Raw genomic sequence first — 15,991 nt, 5'->3', positions numbered from 1 at the left:
ATCCCGAACGGTTCCGGGCCAGACCGGTAGCACCAGCCCTTCCCGGACCGACGGGAATCAACACCAACGTGTCTCAGACAGGTTGACAACTTCCGGAAAAGGGGTGCGTGTACAGAGAAGTGGTCCAGATACCACGAAACCGGGTCGAATCCACTCCGTGGAGTGAACTCGACCCGGCTCAGTGGCAGATCAGTCAATCAGCTATTCAGCCGAAGGCTTCAGCCGTTTCACGCTCGTCAGCCGAAGGCTTCATCGATGATCTCTTGCTGTTCCACAGCGTGCACCTTGCTCGAACCCGAGGACGGTGCCGACATCGAACGACGCGAGATGCGCTTGATTCCGGACAGCTTGTCGGGCAGCAGCTCGGGCAGAGCGAGACCGAAGAACGGCCACGCACCCTGGTTCGCCGGCTCCTCCTGAACCCACCGGAACTCGGTGGCGTTCGGGTAGCGGTCCAGCGTCTCACGGAGACGACGGCTCGGAACCGGGTACAGCTGCTCGATGCGGACGATCGCGATGTCCTCGCGGTTGTCCTTCTGCTTCTTCGCCAGCAGCTCCCAGTACAGCTTGCCGCTGACGAGGAGGACACGACGAACCTTGTCGCGTTCGCCGTCGCCCGTCTCGTACGTCGGCTCCTCGAACACCGAGCGGAACTTGCCGGTGGTGAAGTCTTCGACGTCGGAGACGGCAGCCTTGTTGCGCAGCATCGACTTCGGCGTGAAGACGACCAGCGGGCGGCGGATTCCGTCGAGCGAGTGGCGACGCAGCAGGTGGAAGTAGCTGGCCGGCGTGGACGGCACGGCCACGGTCATCGAACCCTCGGCGCACAACTGCAGGAAGCGCTCGATGCGACCGGACGTGTGGTCGGGACCCTGACCCTCGTGGCCGTGCGGCAGCAGCAGCACGACGTCGGACAGCTGGCCCCACTTGGCCTCACCGGACGAGATGAACTCGTCGATGATCGACTGCGCACCGTTGACGAAGTCACCGAACTGCGCCTCCCACAGCACGAGCGCGTCCGGGTTGCCCACGGAGTAGCCGTACTCGAAGCCGACGGCGGCGAACTCGCTGAGCGCGGAGTCGTAGACCAGGAACTTGCCGGGGTTCTCGCTGCCGAGGTTCTGCAGCGGGGTGTACTCGGCGCCCGTTTTGCGGTCGATGAGGACGGAGTGACGCTGCGTGAACGTGCCGCGCTTCGAATCCTGGCCGGACAGGCGAACCATCTTGCCCTGGTCGACCAGCGAACCGAACGCGAGCAGCTCGGCGAAGGCCCAGTCGATCTTGCCCTCGCGCGACATCTCGCGGCGCTTCTCGATGACCGGCTTGACACGCGGGTGCACGGTGAAGCCCTCGGGCAGGTTGACGAATGCGTCGCCGATCCGCTCGAGCACCGACTCGTCGACCGACGTCTTCAGCTTCGTGGGCAGCACCTGGTCGAGCTCGACCGACTCGCTGGGCTCCGGCGTGTACTTCTCGAGTTCGCGAACCTCGTTGAACACCCGCTCCAGCTGACCCTGGTAGTCGCGCAGGGCGTCTTCGGCTTCCTTCAGCGAGATGTCGCCACGGCCGATCAGAGATTCGGTGTAGCTCTTACGGACGCTGCGCTTGGTGTCGATCACGTCGTACATCGCCGGCTGCGTCATCGACGGGTCGTCGCCCTCGTTGTGACCGCGACGGCGGTAGCAGATCATGTCGATGACGACGTCCTTCTGGAACTTCTCCCGGAAGTCGACAGCCAACTGGGCGACCCAGACACAGGCCTCGGGGTCGTCGCCGTTCACGTGGAAGATCGGCGCGCCGATCATCTTCGCGACGTCAGTGCAGTACTCCGACGAACGCGAGTGCTCCGGGGCCGTGGTGAACCCGACCTGGTTGTTGACCACGATGTGCACGGTGCCGCCGGTGCGGTAGCCGCGCAGCAGCGCCAGGTTCAGCGTCTCGGCCACCACACCCTGGCCTGCGAACGCGGCGTCGCCGTGCAGCATCAGCGGCAGGACGGTGAAGCCGTCCTCACCCTTGTCGAGGATGTCCTGCTTCGCGCGGACCAGGCCCTCGAGGACCGGGTCGACCGCCTCGAGGTGCGACGGGTTGGCCGTCAGCGACACTGTGATGTCGTTGTCGCCGAACATCTGGATGTACGTGCCCTCGGCACCGAGGTGGTACTTCACGTCGCCGGAGCCGTGAGCGGCCGCCGGGTTCATGTTGCCCTCGAACTCCGTGAAGATCTTCGAGTACGGCTTGCCGACGATGTTCGCGAGAACGTTGAGGCGGCCGCGGTGCGGCATGCCGATGACGACCTCGTCGAGCTGGTGCTCGGCGGCCTGGTCGATGACGGCGTCCATCATCGGGATGACGGATTCGGCGCCCTCGAGCGAGAAGCGCTTCTGGCCGACGTACTTGGTCTGCAGGAACGTCTCGAACGCCTCGGCGGCGTTGAGCTTGCTCAGGATGTACTTCTGCTGAGCGACCGTGGGCTTGACGTGGTGCGCCTCGACCCGGTCCTGCAGCCACTGCTGCTGCTCCGGCTCCAGGATGTGCGTGTACTCGACACCGACGTGGCGGCAGTACGCGTCGCGCAGCACGCTGAGCACGTCGCGCAGCTTCATCTTCTCCTGGGCGTGGAATCCGCCGACCTTGAATTCGCGGTCGAGGTCCCACAGCGTCAGGTCGTGCGTCGTGACGTCCAGGTCGGGGTGGCTCTTGAACTTGTCCTTGACGAACTGCAACGGGTCCGTGTCGGCCATCAGGTGGCCGCGGTTGCGGTACGCCGCGATCAGTTCGAGGACGCGGGTGTTCTTGTCGACCGCGCCTTCGGAGACGTCCTGGCGCCAGCGGACCGGCTCGTACGGAATGTGCAGCGAGTGGAAGATCTCGTCGTAGAACTCGTCGCTGATCAGCAGCTTGTGGATGGTCCGAAGGAAGTCGCCGGACTCCGCACCCTGGATGATGCGGTGGTCGTACGTCGAGGTCAGCGTCATGAGCTTGCCGACGCCCATCTCGGCGATCTTCTCGTCGCTCGAGCCCTGGAACTCCGCCGGGTACTCCATGGCGCCGGCACCGATGATGGCGCCCTGGCCGTTCATCAGGCGCGGCACGGAGTGCACGGTGCCGATGCCGCCGGGGTTGGTGAGCGAGATCGTGACACCCGAGAAGTCCTCGGCGGTGAGCTTGCCGTCACGCGCGCGCCGGACGATGTCCTCGTAGGCGCTGTAGAACTGCGTGAAGTTGTGGGTGTCGGTGTTCTTGATCGCGGCGACGACGAGGGATCGGTTGCCGTCCTTGCCCGGCAGGTCGATGGCCAGGCCGAGGTTGGTGTGTGCGGGGGTGACCGCGTTGGGTTTGCCGTCGATCTCGGCGAAGTGCCGGTTCATGTTCGGGAACGCCTTGACCGCCTGCACGATCGCGTAACCCAGCAGGTGCGTGAACGAGATCTTGCCGCCGCGGGTACGGGCGAGGTGGTTGTTGATGACGATCCGGTTGTCGAACATCAGCTTCGCAGGGATGGCGCGAACACTGGTGGCGGTCGGAATGGCCAGCGAGGCCGACATGTTCTTCGCGACGGCAGCAGCTGCACCGCGGAGAACCTTCGACTCGTCGGCGGCAGGCGCGGGGGCGGACGCCTTCGCGTCCTTCGCCGGGGCGGCCTTCGCGGGTGCGGCCTTCGCGGGGGCCTCGGTCTTCGGGGCGGCGGCCTTCGGGGCTGCACCGTTGGGTGCAGTCTTGGCTGCGGCGCCGTTGGCCGGCTTGGTCTGAGGCTGGGGTGCGGTCGCGGACTCGGAAACCGGGGGAGTCGAAGCCGTGGCGGGAGCGGCAGCCGGTGCGGCGGTGGTGGTGCCGTTCGTGCCGTGTCCGTTGGCTGCGCCTGCCTTGGCGGCGGCTGCGTCGGGAGAATAATCCGTCAGGAATTCGTGCCAACTCGCGTCCACGGACGACGGATCGTCCTGGAAGCGCTGGTACATTTCGTCAACCAGCCACTGGTTCTGTCCGAACTGGGATGTAGAGCTGCTGCTCACGGCAGGTGTTCGCCTCGTTTCTATTTCGGTACCCGATCAGAGCGCCTATATACATGAGACTAGCCCTCGCGTGTGACGTGTAGATCGCCAGGCCTGCACGTGTGAGCTGTCTCACGGCCAACCGATGGGGTCACCATCGATGACGGTTCTCGCCCCGCGATTATTCCCCGCCCCGGTCTCCGCCGCATCCCACAGTCCCGAATAGTGGCCACCGGCATAGCGCAGAGTGGCGTGCGATCCCGTTTCCACCACCCGCCCCTTGTCGATGACGAGAATCACATCCGCCCGGGCCGCGGTGGCCAGCCGGTGGGCCACCACCACCGACGTCCGGGTGCGTGTCACACGGCTGCTCGCCTCGAGAACTACCTGCTCCGTGGCCGGATCGAGGGTCGCGGTCGCTTCGTCGAGCAGCAGCAGATCGGGGTCGACCAGCTCGGCGCGAGCGAGCGCGATCAGCTGGCGCTGGCCCGCCGACAGGCCCTGCCCGCGCTCGCCGATGGGGTGATGCATCCCACCCCGCAATTCGGCGATCGTGCCCAATGCTCCGACCGCCCGGGCCGCGTCCTCGATCTCGTCCCGGCTCGCATCGGGGCGTCCGTAGGCGATGTTGGTGGCGACGGTGCCGGTGAACAGGTGGGCTTCCTGGGGGACGACGCCGAGCCGTCCGCGGTACTCGCCGAGCGGGTACCGGCGGAGGTCCACGTCGTCGACGAGCACCGCCCCCGACGTCGGGTCGTAGAAGCGGGCGAGCAGCTTCACGATGGTCGACTTGCCCGCGCCGGTCCGGCCGACGAGCGCGACGGTGGTGCCGGCGGGGATGTGCAGGTCGATGTCGGTGAGGGCGTCGCTGTCCGCGCCCTGGTAGCGGAACCCGACGTCGCGCAGGCACAGCTCGCCGCGCAGATGCCCGTCGATCGGCTGGAGATCGTCACGGGAGGTCGCCCGCTCGATGGAACTGGGTGTGCGGAGCAGGTCCCCGATACGGAGCAGGCCCACACTGGCCTGCTGATAACCGTCGAACACCTGCGACAGCTGCTGGATGGGCCCGAACAGCAGCCCGAGGTACAGCACGAAGGCCACGAGCGTCCCGGTGGTGGTGTGGCCGCCCGCGACCTGGTGCGCACCGACGAACACCACGGCGGCGAGGGCGAGGTCCGAGAGGAACGCGATGAACGGGAAGTACAGCGAGATCGCGCGCTGCGACCGCATGCGGCTGCGCCGGTAGCTGTCGGCCCGCTCCGCGAACCGGCGGGCGGCGAACTCTTCGCGGCGGTAGGCCTGGGCGGCGCGGAGCCCTGCGACGTTCTCCTGGAAGTCGGCGTTGACGAGGGAGATCCGCTCCCGCGAGACGGTGTAGGCCACCGAGGAGATCCGGCGGAAGATCAGCGTCGCGACGAGCAGCGGCGGGATGACGGCGAGCGCCACCAGCGCGAGCGTGACGTCGGTGGCGACGAGGGCGACGGAGATGCCGAGGACGGTCAGCACGCTCACGACGGCGGTGGACATCCCCGTCTGGATGAACGAGGACAACGCGTCGACGTCCGTGGTCATCCGCGTCATGATGCGGCCGGACAGTTCACGCTCGTAGTAGTCGAGCCCGAGTCGTTGCAGGTGGGCGTAGCTGCGCACCCGCAACCCGAACAGCACCCGTTCACCCGCCCGCGCCGTGAGCACGGTCATCAGGGCGACGACGAGCCAGCCTGCGACGACTAGTGCGACGCCCACCCCCGCGGCGGTCCAGAGCGTCGCGGCGTCCTGCGGGACGACTCCGTGGTCGATCGCGTACCGGACGATGGACGGGAACGCGATCCCCGCCAGCGCGTCGAGCGCGAGGCAGACGACGACGGCCACGAGCAGGCCGCGGACCGGCCGCAGGATCCGCGACAGCCGGAAGTCGGGTTCGGGGAGGCGCAGGTTCCGCGTCTCGATGCCCGGGCTCTCGACCGCGGGCGGCAGTGCACTCACGGCGTCCCGGAGCTCGGGGGTCGCGGCCACGCTGCCGAGCGCGCCCGCCATCGGTCCGCCGCCGGAACGGCCGCCGGGGCCCGCGCCGAGGGCCGGGGTGCGGCCGGACGAGGCGGCCGCGACGGGGCCGTCCCATTCCTCGGCGTCCTCCGGCCACAACTCGGACTCGGACGGCACGCGCCGATACGGCACGGCCTCGCTCGGAGCGGGGACGCTGACGTCGATGGGGCCCGCGCCGTCGGGGGAGGCGAACAGTGCGCGGAAGAGCGGACATCGTTCGTCGAGTTCGGAGACGGTGCCGGAATCGACGATCCGTCCGTCGTCGAGCACGGCGACGCGGTCCGCGAGCGACAGCGTGGAGCGGCGATGCGCCAGGATCAGCGCCGTCCGGCCGCGGTTGGCGCGCAGTGCCTCGAAGATCGACGCCTCGGTGGTGGCGTCGACGGCGGACGTGGCGTCGTCGAGGATCAGCACTCGCGGGTCGGTGAGGAGTGCGCGTGCCAGCGCGATCCGCTGCCGCTGGCCGCCAGATAGGGTGAGACCGCGTTCGCCGACCACGGTGTCGTAGCCTTCCGGCAGCGCGGAGACGAATTCGTCGGCGGCGGCCATGGTGGCGGCGGCGCGGATCTCCTCGGCGGTGGCGTCGGGCCTGCCGAGTGCGATGTTGGCCGCGATGGTGTCGGAGAAGAGGAACGGTTCGTCGAACACGAGGCCGACCGCTTCGCGCAACTGCTCGGCGCTCAGGGTGGACACGTCGAACGATTCGCCGCCGGAGGTGAGGGACACCGACCCCGAGGACGGCGCGTAGAAGCGGGGGAGCAGCAGCGACAGCGCGGTCTTGCCGGAACCGGCCGTGCCGACCACCGCGACCGTCTCGCCGGGTGCGATGCGCAGGTCGAGCCCGCGGTGGACGTGGCGGTCCGAGTCGAACCCGAACGTCACCGAACGCAGGTCCACACCCAGCGGTCCGCCGGGCAGCGCGGTGGGATGCGGTGGGTCCGCGACCTCCGGTTCGGCGTCGATCACCTCGTACACGCGCTCGACGGCGGCCCTGGACAGCTGGGCCATGATCACGACCGACGACAGGGTGCGGGTGACGCCGGTCATCGTGGCGACGTAGGTGGCGAAGGCGAGGAACGTGCCGATCGTGATGGTCCCGTGCAGGGCGAGGTAGCCGCCGATCGCGATGACGCCGACGAGGCCGAGTTGGGGCAGCGCCGCCATGGTCGGGGCGAAGCGCGCGTTGATCCGGGCGGCGCGCAGGCGTTCCGCGTACAGCGCCCGGCTGTGGTCCTCGAGTTGGTCGACGGCCCGGCGTTCCTGGCCGAAGCCCTTGACCACGCGGACACCGGTGACGGTTTCCTCGACGTGCTGCGCGAGGTCGGCCGCTCGTTGCTGCGCCGACCAGGTGGCCGCGAACAGCTTCGGTCGCATCGTGTACACGACGAGGCAGACCGCGGGAACGATCACCAGCGCGACGACGGTCAGCAGCGGCGAGAGCCACGCCATGATCGCGAGTGCGAGGACGAATTGGAGCAGCGCGCCCGCCGACAGCGGGACCATCGCGAGCAGTCCCTGCACCAGTTGGAGGTCGGTGATGGACCGGGACACCACCTGGCCGGTGCGGATCTGATCCTGCCCCCGCCCGTCGAGCCGTTGCAGCGCGCCGAGCAGCCCCAGCCGCAGGTCGTGCTGGACGTCCAGGGATAGCTTGCCCGCGAGCATCCGGCGGCCGTACTGGCAGCCGAACCGCACGCACGCGAGCAGCGCGATGAGCAGCGCGGCGGTGCCGATCACCCGGGTGGCGCTACCGGAGCCCGCGGCGTCGACCGCGTACTTGGTGAGAAGGGGGAACGAGATGTCGATGCCCGCGGCGATCACCGTCACGGTGAGGGCGCCGAGTGCGACGCGGCGGTGCGCCCAGCACTCACCGCTCAGCCGTCGAATCCAGCCCGGCCGTGCCTGATCCCGCTCCAGCGTCTGTTCCCGTTCGATCACCGACGACGCACTCTCACCTACCACTGGGTCCACGTTAGCGCCGGGTACCGACAGGGCCGGTATCCGGCGCGGTGTCAGGTGATGTCGCGCTGCCGGGTGAGCACCCAGCCACCCGCGACGAGGACGGCCGTCCACCCGAGCAGGGCGAGGGGTGCGGCAGGCCAGAGCGTCAGCCAGTCGATCTCGTTGCCTGCGGCAGCGTTGGCGACCGTCCCGAGGGTGGCGGACACGGGGAGGATGCTGCCGACGGCGCCGATGCCGATTCCGCTGAGGATCGAGCGGAGGATCATCTCGCCGAGGGTGTACCAGACGACGAGGGCGATGCAGCTTCCCACGGACGAGCCGGTGAGCATCGACACGCCGCCGCCGACGAGCGCCCAGAGCGTGGCGCAGATCAGGGCGGCGCCGAGCATGGCGAACAGGGATCCGCGCAGTTCGAACGTGTCACCTCCGAACGTCAGCAGCAGGGCGACGCTGACCACCTCGACCACGAGGCAGTAGAAGAAGCCGAACGCCGCGGTGACGGCGAGCTTGGCGCCGATCACCCCGTCCCGGCCGCGGGCGGTGAGGAACGTGGTGGTGAGCGTCTTGTACCGGAATTCGGTGCCCACGTTGACCGCCCCGAAGAGTGCGGCGAACAGGACGACGAGGGCGACGGCGACGGCGAGTCCGAACAGGGTGGCGGCGAGGTTGGCCTCGTTCGGATCGGCCTCGAACGCGTCGGTGAACGCGCGCATCACCGGAAGGGTGATCGCGCTCGAGAACATTCCGACGATCAGCGGTGCCAGACCGAGCATCCACCAGAAGCGCAGTGTGGTGACCTTGCGGAATTCCGCGGTGAGCAGCGTTGTCATCGCGGACCTCCGGACATCGGTCCGTGCTGGGGGTGTGCGGGTGGCGGGCCGTAGCCCGGTTGCGGGGAGTAGCCGGGCGGTGGACCGTAGCCCGGTGGTGGACCGTAGCCCGGTTGGGGGGCGTAACCCGGTTGTGGGGTGTATCCGGGCTGGGGAGCGTACACCGGCGGTGTGCCGTACCCCGCGGGTGCGGCCGGGCTCGCGCCGGCCACGTACTGTCCTGCGGTCATCGACAGGAAGAGCTGCTCGAGATCGATGTGATCGCCGACCGCCCCGAAGATCGTCACCCCGGCGCCCGCTGCGACGGACTCGACGAGTTCGAGGGACGCACCGACGACGGCGAGGCGCCCGTCGGCCAGCGACCGGGCGTCGACGATTCCCCTCGCGGCCAGGGCGGTCGCCAGCGCGGCCGGGCTCGACGACGCGACCAGCAGCCTGCTCTGCTGCGACTTGCGCAACTCCTCCATGCGTCCCTGGTAGACGAGGGAGCCGCGGCTGACGATCACCAGATTGTCGACGGTCTGCTCCACCTCGCGGAGGATGTGGCTCGAGATCAGCACCGTGCGGCCGGATGCGGCGAAGCCCTTCAGGAACTCGCGCAGCCAGGCGATGCCCTCGGGGTCGAGTCCGTTGGCCGGTTCGTCGAGGATCAGGATCCGCGGATCGCCGAGCAGCGCCGTCGCCAGCGACAGCCGCTGACGCATGCCGAGGGAGAAACCGCCCGCCTTGCGACCGGCGACGTCCTCGAGCCCGACGAGTGCGAGCACCTGGCGCGCGCGTGCGTCCGGAACGCGGATCGCGGAGGCGTACACCTGCAGGTGGTCGAGTGCCGTCCGGTTGGGGTGCAGGCTCTGCGAGTCGAGGACGGCGCCGACCGTGCGTGCGGGGTCGACGAGCGACCGGATCGGAACCCCGGCGACGGTGGAGGTACCGGACGTCGGCTTCACGAGACCGAGGATCATCCGCAGTGTCGTGGTCTTACCCGACCCGTTGGGCCCGAGGAATCCGGTGATCGATCCCTGCGGCACGGTGAAGCCGAGGTCCGTGACCGCGTCGACGTTCTTGAAGCGCTTCGACAGCCCCCGCACCTCGATCGGCGCCGCGACACTTCCCGGGATTGCTGTGGTCAACCCGTCCTCCCCTGCCACAATCGAATGGAACTGTTCCGACCCTACTGGGCTGCCGTGCCGAGATTCACCAACTGACGTACAGGCGTCGCGACGGCGCTTGCCGACACCAATCGATCGGGGACGCACATGAGCAAGCACCACCATCATCACCACCGCGACGTCATCTCTCCCGCGTACACCGGGCGCCTGTCGATCGACCCGTTTCCGGCGTTGCGGTTGCCGGACGACGAGACCGATCCGGAGGCCGCGTACCGGTTCATCCACGACGAGTTGATGCTCGACGGCAGTTCCCGGTTGAACCTGGCCACGTTCGTCACCACGTGGATGGATCCCGAGGCCGACAAGTTGATGGCCGAGACGTTCGACAAGAACATGATCGACAAGGACGAGTACCCCGCGACGGCGGCGATCGAGGCCCGCTGCGTGTCGATGGTGGCCGACCTGTTCCACGCCCCCGACCTGTCGACCACCGACCCGGCCAGCGCCACCGGCGTCTCGACGATCGGTTCGAGCGAGGCGGTGATGCTCGGTGGTCTCGCGCTCAAGTGGCGGTGGCGGGCGAAGCGGGAGGCGGCGGGGAAGGACACGGCCCGGCCGAATCTGGTGCTCGGCAGCAACGTGCAGGTGGTGTGGGAGAAGTTCTGCCGGTACTTCGATGTCGAGCCCAAGTACCTGCCGATGGAGAAGGGCCGCTACGTCATCACGCCGGAGCAGGTGCGGGACGCGGTCGACGAGAACACCATCGGTGCGATCGTGATCGTGGGCACCACGTATACCGGGGAGCTCGAGCCGGTGGCCGAGATCGCGGCCGCTCTCGACGCGCTCGCCGCGTCCGGCGGCCCGGACGTCCCGATCCACGTGGACGCGGCGAGCGGTGGCTTCGTCGTCCCCTTCCTGCAACCGGAGTTGTTGTGGGACTTCCGGGTTCCGCGCGTCGCCTCGATCAACGTGAGTGGTCACAAGTACGGGTTGACGTATCCGGGTATCGGGTTCGTGGTGTGGCGTGAGCGTGAGTACCTTCCCGAGGGGCTGGTGTTCCGGGTCAACTACCTGGGCGGCGACATGCCCACGTTCACTCTCAACTTCTCGCGGCCCGGCAATCAGGTGGTGGGGCAGTACTACAACTTCCTGCGACTCGGCCGGGCCGGCTACCGGTCGATCATGGAGACGCTGCGCGACACCGCGGTCCGCGTCGGCAAACGCATCGCCGAGCTCGACTATTTCACCCTGATCACGGACGGGACCGACATACCGGTGCTGGCGTTCGAACTGGTCGGCGATCCCGGGTTCACGGTCTTCGATGTGTCACACGAGATGCGGGCGCGGGGGTGGCAGGTGCCGGCGTACACGATGCCCGCCGACGCGGAGGACGTGGCGGTTCTGCGCATCGTCGTGCGCGAGGGCTTCAGCGCCGACCTGGGTACCCTCGTCGCGGAGGCGATCGAGGCAGTGTGTGCTGAACTCAGCGAAAAGGGCGGCGGGCGTTCGACGGAACAGCACTTCGCCCACTAGGTCACGCCTCGATCGCGCGGAGCTCGTCCGGCCAGCGGGCGGGGGCGGGACCGAACGCCTCCCGCGAGTTCTTGATGACGCCCTTGCCGATGGCCCGGTTGCCGGCGCCGCCGATGGCCGCGCCGATGCCGGCGGGCACCAGTTTGCCGAGTACCAGCGCACTGCGGCGGGCGGCGTACTTGGTGATGAACTTTCGCACCAGGGTGCTGTTCATGCCCTTCATGGTGGGGCCGGGGATGCGGCTGGTGATGGCGCTCGCCCAGTTTTTCGCCGTCACACCCGTCGCCTTCTGGACGATTTCCATGCCCGATTCGCCGAGGGCCACCGAGAGCACCAGTGCGCGCCGCTGCTGGTGGTCGGCGGCCGAGATGCCGTGCACCGACGCGACCGCGAGCGTGAGCAGCGCCGCCGCCTCGAGGAAGAACGCCGATTCGGCGCCCACCGCGGCGATGGAGGCGACGGTGCCGACCCCGGGAATGGCGGCGGTCGCGCCGACCGCGCTGCCGCTGCCCGTCACGGCGAGCAGGAACATTTTCTCCATGCGCTCGACGATCTGCGCGGGCGACTCACCGGGGTGCGAGCGCCGGACCCATTCGACGTACTTGGCCACCGCGGGCGCCTGGAGCCGGCTTCCGTTGTCGAGGACCGAGACCAGTACCTTCTCCACCGGTCCACCATTGCCAGCCATCGGGGCTCCCGTCTCGCCTAGTGCTTCGTGTGTGCTGGCACCGACTGTAGGTGAGCGAACGCCGTGGCCGCTGTCGGCATCGGTGCCTAGGCTGGTGTCGTGAGCGTCGCCGGCAGCGATACCGCAGTCTCGTCCGGGGCCTTCCGGCTCCCGGCCGCACCCCTGCGCGCCCTGGTCACGGGGTACGACGGTTACCGGCTGGCCGGGTTCGAGCCCGGCATCCATCTCGGTCTGCCCTCGCCCTGCCTGACGGTGGTCGTGACGATCGACGGGCCCCTCGACATCGCCGCGCAGGCAGCGCCCGGGCAGGCGCCCGGTCGTTACGACACTCTGGCCAGCGGCATCGCGACGTCGCCGGTCACGATCCGGCACGACGGCCACCAGCACGGCGTCCAGCTGGCGCTCAGCCCACTCGGCGCCCGGGCGCTGCTGGGCGTGCCCACCGCCGCCCTCGGGGCGTGGGTCGTCGGCCTGGAAGACCTGCTCGGGTCCGATGCGGGGGAGCTGACGGAGCGGCTGTCGCTCGAACCCTGCTGGGACGGGCGGTTCGCGATCCTCGACGAGATCCTCACGCGCCGCGCCCAGCCGGCGGAGATCGACCCGCATCTCGTCCGCGCCTGGCACCTGCTCGTCGCCGGCGGCCGCGTCCGGGTCGCCGACGTCGCGCACGAGGTCGGCTGGAGCAGAAGGCATCTGATGAACCGGTTCGTGGCGGAGTACGGCGTGACACCCAAGGACGTGGTGCGGTTGTCCCGCTTCGATCGTTCGCACCGCATGCTCAAGGGTGCCCACGGGGCGACCCTCGCCGACGTGGCCGCGGTGTGCGGGTACTACGACCAGGCCCACATGGCGCGGGACTGGCGCGACCTTGCGGGGGTCGCCCCGTCGCGGTGGCGGGAGATCGACCCGTTCTCATTCGTCCAAGACCCGGAGCACGACGACGGAGCACGGTGATGACATGACAACTTCGACACGAACCACGTATGTGTGGCCCACCCTCGTCTACCGCGACGCCCGGGCCGCGATCCGTTTCCTCGTCGACGCGTTCGGATTCGACGAGAAGGCGGTGTACGGCGAGGGCGACCGGGTCGACCACGCCGAACTCGCCTGGCCGAAGGGCGGCGGCATCATGCTCGGCTCGCCCAGCGAGGACTCGGTGATCAGCGACCTCCCGCCGGGGACGGGGTCGGTGTACCTCGTCGTCGACGACCCCGACGCCCTCCACGAACGCGCGGTGGCCGCCGGTGCCACGATCGTCCGTGGCCTGCGGGACGAGGATTACGGCTCGCGCGGATTCACCTGCCGCGACCCCGAGGGTGTGTTCTGGAGTTTCGGCACCTACGCCGGCGCCTAGACCCGCCCGATCACGCGCCGTGCCCGGCCGGGACCTCCTCGCCGGGCTTCGGCGGAGGCGGCGGCGTGCCGTCCCCGAACGGCCTGCCGCCCAGCCCTTCACGGCCGTGCGGCGTGAGCCAGCCGGACAGGTCGGGGCCCTTCGGCACGATCTGCGTGGGATTGATGTCGGTGTGCACGATGTAGTAGTGCTGCTTGATCTGGGTGAAGTCGATGGTGTCGCCGAACCCCGGCGTCTGGAAGAGGTCGCGCGCGTAACTCCACAGGGCGGGCATCTCGTCGAGTGTGTTCCGGTTGCACTTGAAGTGCCCGTGATACACCGCGTCGAACCGTGCCAGGGTGGTGAACAGCCGCACGTCGGCCTCGGTGATCGTGTCCCCGACGAGGTACCTGCGGTCGGTCAGCCGCTCCTCGAGCCAGTCGAGGCGGGCGAACAGGCGGTCGTAGGCGGATTCGTACGCCTCCTGGGATCCGGCGAAACCGCACCGGTACACACCGTTGTTCACGTCGCGGAACACGAGATCGGCGACCTCGTCAATCTCGTCGCGCAGCGGTTCGGGATAGAGGTCCGGGGCGCCCTCGCGGTGGTACCGCGTCCATTCCGACGACAGGTCCAGGGTGATCCGGGGGTAGTCGTTGGTGACCACCTGCCCGGTGGGGACGTCGACGATGGCAGGCACGGTGATGCCCCGCGAGTAGTCGGGGAAGCGCGCGAAGTACGCGTCCTGCAGGCGCGGAATCTTCAGCACCGGGTCGAGCCCGCCCGGGTCGAGATCGAAGGTCCAACTGCGCTCGTCGTGGGTGGGGCCGCACAGCCCCATCGACACCACGTCCTCGAGTCCGAGCAGTCGCCGGACGATGACCGCGCGATTGGCCCACGGGCAGGCGCGGGCGGCCACGAGGCGGTAGCGGCCGGGCTCGACGGGATAGCCGTCGCGACCGTCGGCCGTGATGCGGGTGGCGATGTAGTGGGTGTCGCGCGTGAACTCGGCGCCGGGTTCGACGTAGGCGCCTGCCGTGCCGTGCGGTTCTGCCGTTCGGTCTGTCATGGTCGACTCGTTCCCGTCCTTCGATGTCGTCTCAGAGCGTACTTCGCGAGATCGTGACCTCGGCGTACGTTCCCAGTTCCCGGTACCCGACGCGGGCTGCGAGCGCGCGCGTGGCCGGATTGCCGCGGGGTGAACGGCATTGGGCGATCAGGCCGGAGTCGAGTGCGTCGTCGGTGGCGATCCCGGCGACCGTGGCGCCCAGTCCCCGGCGCCGGAACTCCGGTGCCGTGAGCACGCCGACATCGGCGAGGAAGCCCTGGAATTCGGTGTACCCGGCGCACCCGACCGGCTGCTGCGCGTCGTCGAGAATCGTGAACCACCGCTCGCGGTCCGCCACCCGGGCCTCGGCGACGTCATCCGGGGGACATGCCGCCTCGACCTGCCGGACGTGGTCGCGTTCGTGGGAGACGAGGGGTGGCCGGCCGGTCACCGGATCCTGGTAGTCGGTGCCGTACGCGAGCACGACCGGGCCGGCGCACCGTCCGGACCGGTCCTGGGTGAGGGCGAGCAGCGTCGCGGATTCCGTCAGTTCCTCCGCCGTGTGCCCGTCGGCGCGCTCGATCGCCCACCGCGGTCCGACGAGCGCGGACGTCTCGCCCAGGCGCAGGAATCGGATCGTGCCGGTGTCGTCGGCCACCCGGACCGCGCGGTCGTCGGCATCCGGCCGGGCGGTCAGTTCGCGTGACCAGGCGAGCCGAATGATGTCGAGGTGATGGGAGTCCACGGGGCCCACGGTAGCCGCTTGTTCGCGCCCGCCCCGGACGGTATATTCCACATGGAGTATTCGGTTCGGAGTAGTGGAAAGGTGGTGACCGTGGCACTCACGCCGCTCGGCGTCACCATCCTCGGCCTGCTGTGTGAGCGCACGATGCACCCGTACGAGATGTATCAACTCGCCGCCGCCCGCCGCGGACGCGTGGTGAAGATCCGGCCGGGGTCGCTGTACCACACCGTGAGCAGGCTCGAAGGTGAAGGACTGGTGCGCACCACCGGCACCGACCGGGCGGGAAACCGGCCCGAACGCACCATGTACGAGGTCACCGACGCAGGCAGGGAAGCGCTCGTCCACCGGGTGAGCGACATGCTCGCCACCCCGGTGCCCGAGTACCCGCAGTTCCCGCTCGCACTCGCGGAGGCGCACAACGTCGACGCGCACACCGTGGTGGACTTGCTCCGGGAACGGCTCGATCACCTCACCCGCGAGATCGACGAACTCGACGCCGCCGCCGCGCTCGCCTGCTCCACCGAGATCCCCAGGATCTTCCTCCTCGGCAACGAATTCCTCGTCACCGTCGCCCGCGCGGAGCACGAATGGCTCAGCGCCCTGGTGACCGACATCGACTCCGGCGCCCTGCCGTGGCTCTCCCCGGAACTCGTCGAACGACTGACACACTCACGCCGGATCCCGTCCGGTTCAGCAAAGGATTGA

The 15,991-nt window shown here is 68.8% G+C and carries 11 protein-coding genes; 4 read left to right on the top strand and 7 right to left on the bottom strand.

The annotated features are described in order from the left end of the window. Window positions 1–236: 236 nt before the first annotated feature. The 4 genes from ACFTZB_RS14295 to ACFTZB_RS14280 all read right to left on the bottom strand — a co-directional run bounded on the left by ACFTZB_RS14295 (window position 237) and on the right by ACFTZB_RS14280 (window position 9,960). Complete coding sequence (locus ACFTZB_RS14295; protein ID WP_378432422.1) at window positions 237–4,013, bottom strand: multifunctional oxoglutarate decarboxylase/oxoglutarate dehydrogenase thiamine pyrophosphate-binding subunit/dihydrolipoyllysine-residue succinyltransferase subunit; 3,777 nt, start codon at window positions 4,011–4,013, stop codon at window positions 237–239. Between the two features lie 111 nt (window positions 4,014–4,124). Beyond that, window positions 4,125–8,000, bottom strand: coding sequence for an ABC transporter ATP-binding protein (locus ACFTZB_RS14290; RefSeq protein WP_378432421.1), 3,876 nt, complete (start codon window positions 7,998–8,000; stop codon window positions 4,125–4,127). Between the two features lie 50 nt (window positions 8,001–8,050). Beyond that, window positions 8,051–8,830: an ABC transporter permease gene (locus ACFTZB_RS14285; protein WP_378432420.1), complete on the bottom strand. Its 780-nt coding sequence runs from the start codon at window positions 8,828–8,830 to the stop codon at window positions 8,051–8,053. Beyond that, a complete protein-coding gene (locus ACFTZB_RS14280; protein WP_378432418.1) occupies window positions 8,827–9,960 on the bottom strand; it encodes an ABC transporter ATP-binding protein in 1,134 nt (377 codons plus the stop codon). The genes ACFTZB_RS14285 and ACFTZB_RS14280 overlap by 4 nt, the downstream gene beginning before the upstream one ends. Window positions 9,961–10,086: 126 nt before the next feature. Between ACFTZB_RS14280 and ACFTZB_RS14275 the strand changes: the two genes are divergently transcribed. After that, the gene (locus ACFTZB_RS14275; RefSeq protein ID WP_378432417.1) at window positions 10,087–11,472 is read left to right on the top strand and encodes a glutamate decarboxylase; all 1,386 of its coding nucleotides are present in this window, start codon (window positions 10,087–10,089) and stop codon (window positions 11,470–11,472) included. Window position 11,473: 1 nt separating this feature from the next. On the opposite strand, the gene ACFTZB_RS14270 is transcribed toward ACFTZB_RS14275, so the two are convergent. Further along, window positions 11,474–12,160 (bottom strand): hypothetical protein, encoded by a 687-nt coding sequence (locus ACFTZB_RS14270; protein WP_276135916.1) that lies wholly within the window; start codon window positions 12,158–12,160, stop codon window positions 11,474–11,476. Between the two features lie 99 nt (window positions 12,161–12,259). Here ACFTZB_RS14270 and ACFTZB_RS14265 point away from each other — a divergent pair, with 99 nt between their 5' ends. Next, window positions 12,260–13,114, top strand: coding sequence for a helix-turn-helix domain-containing protein (locus ACFTZB_RS14265; RefSeq protein WP_378432416.1), 855 nt, complete (start codon window positions 12,260–12,262; stop codon window positions 13,112–13,114). 4 nt (window positions 13,115–13,118) lie between these two features. Then, window positions 13,119–13,514, top strand: a complete 396-nt coding sequence (locus tag ACFTZB_RS14260) for a VOC family protein (RefSeq protein WP_378432415.1) — start codon at window positions 13,119–13,121, stop codon at window positions 13,512–13,514. 10 nt (window positions 13,515–13,524) lie between these two features. Here ACFTZB_RS14260 and ACFTZB_RS14255 read toward each other — a convergent pair whose 3' ends face one another. Both ACFTZB_RS14255 and ACFTZB_RS14250 read right to left on the bottom strand, forming a co-directional pair. Then, window positions 13,525–14,562: a glutathione S-transferase family protein gene (locus ACFTZB_RS14255; RefSeq protein WP_378432414.1), complete on the bottom strand. Its 1,038-nt coding sequence runs from the start codon at window positions 14,560–14,562 to the stop codon at window positions 13,525–13,527. A gap of 31 nt (window positions 14,563–14,593) precedes the next feature. Beyond that, complete coding sequence (locus ACFTZB_RS14250; RefSeq protein WP_378432413.1) at window positions 14,594–15,295, bottom strand: GNAT family N-acetyltransferase; 702 nt, start codon at window positions 15,293–15,295, stop codon at window positions 14,594–14,596. Window positions 15,296–15,337: 42 nt separating this feature from the next. Between ACFTZB_RS14250 and ACFTZB_RS14245 the strand changes: the two genes are divergently transcribed. Beyond that, on the top strand, window positions 15,338–15,991 hold the full coding sequence (locus ACFTZB_RS14245) for a PadR family transcriptional regulator (protein ID WP_378432412.1): 654 nt from the start codon (window positions 15,338–15,340) through the stop codon (window positions 15,989–15,991).

Origin of the sequence: Rhodococcus sp. NPDC057014, assembly GCF_042673295.1 — a bacterium.
Taxonomy (GTDB): domain Bacteria; phylum Actinomycetota; class Actinomycetes; order Mycobacteriales; family Mycobacteriaceae; genus Rhodococcus_F.
This window is presented reverse-complemented; position numbering and strand designations above follow the sequence as displayed.

Excerpts from the sequence above, each read along its gene's own strand:
- ACFTZB_RS14285 (WP_378432420.1), bottom strand. The coding sequence starts at position 8,830 with ATGACAACGCTGCTCACCGCGGAATTCCGCAAGGTCACCACACTGCGC.
- ACFTZB_RS14260 (WP_378432415.1), top strand. The coding sequence starts at position 13,119 with ATGACAACTTCGACACGAACCACGTATGTGTGGCCCACCCTCGTCTAC.
- ACFTZB_RS14270 (WP_276135916.1), bottom strand. The coding sequence starts at position 12,160 with ATGGCTGGCAATGGTGGACCGGTGGAGAAGGTACTGGTCTCGGTCCTC.
- ACFTZB_RS14255 (WP_378432414.1), bottom strand. The coding sequence starts at position 14,562 with ATGACAGACCGAACGGCAGAACCGCACGGCACGGCAGGCGCCTACGTC.
- ACFTZB_RS14275 (WP_378432417.1), top strand. The coding sequence starts at position 10,087 with ATGAGCAAGCACCACCATCATCACCACCGCGACGTCATCTCTCCCGCG.
- ACFTZB_RS14245 (WP_378432412.1), top strand. The coding sequence starts at position 15,338 with ATGGAGTATTCGGTTCGGAGTAGTGGAAAGGTGGTGACCGTGGCACTC.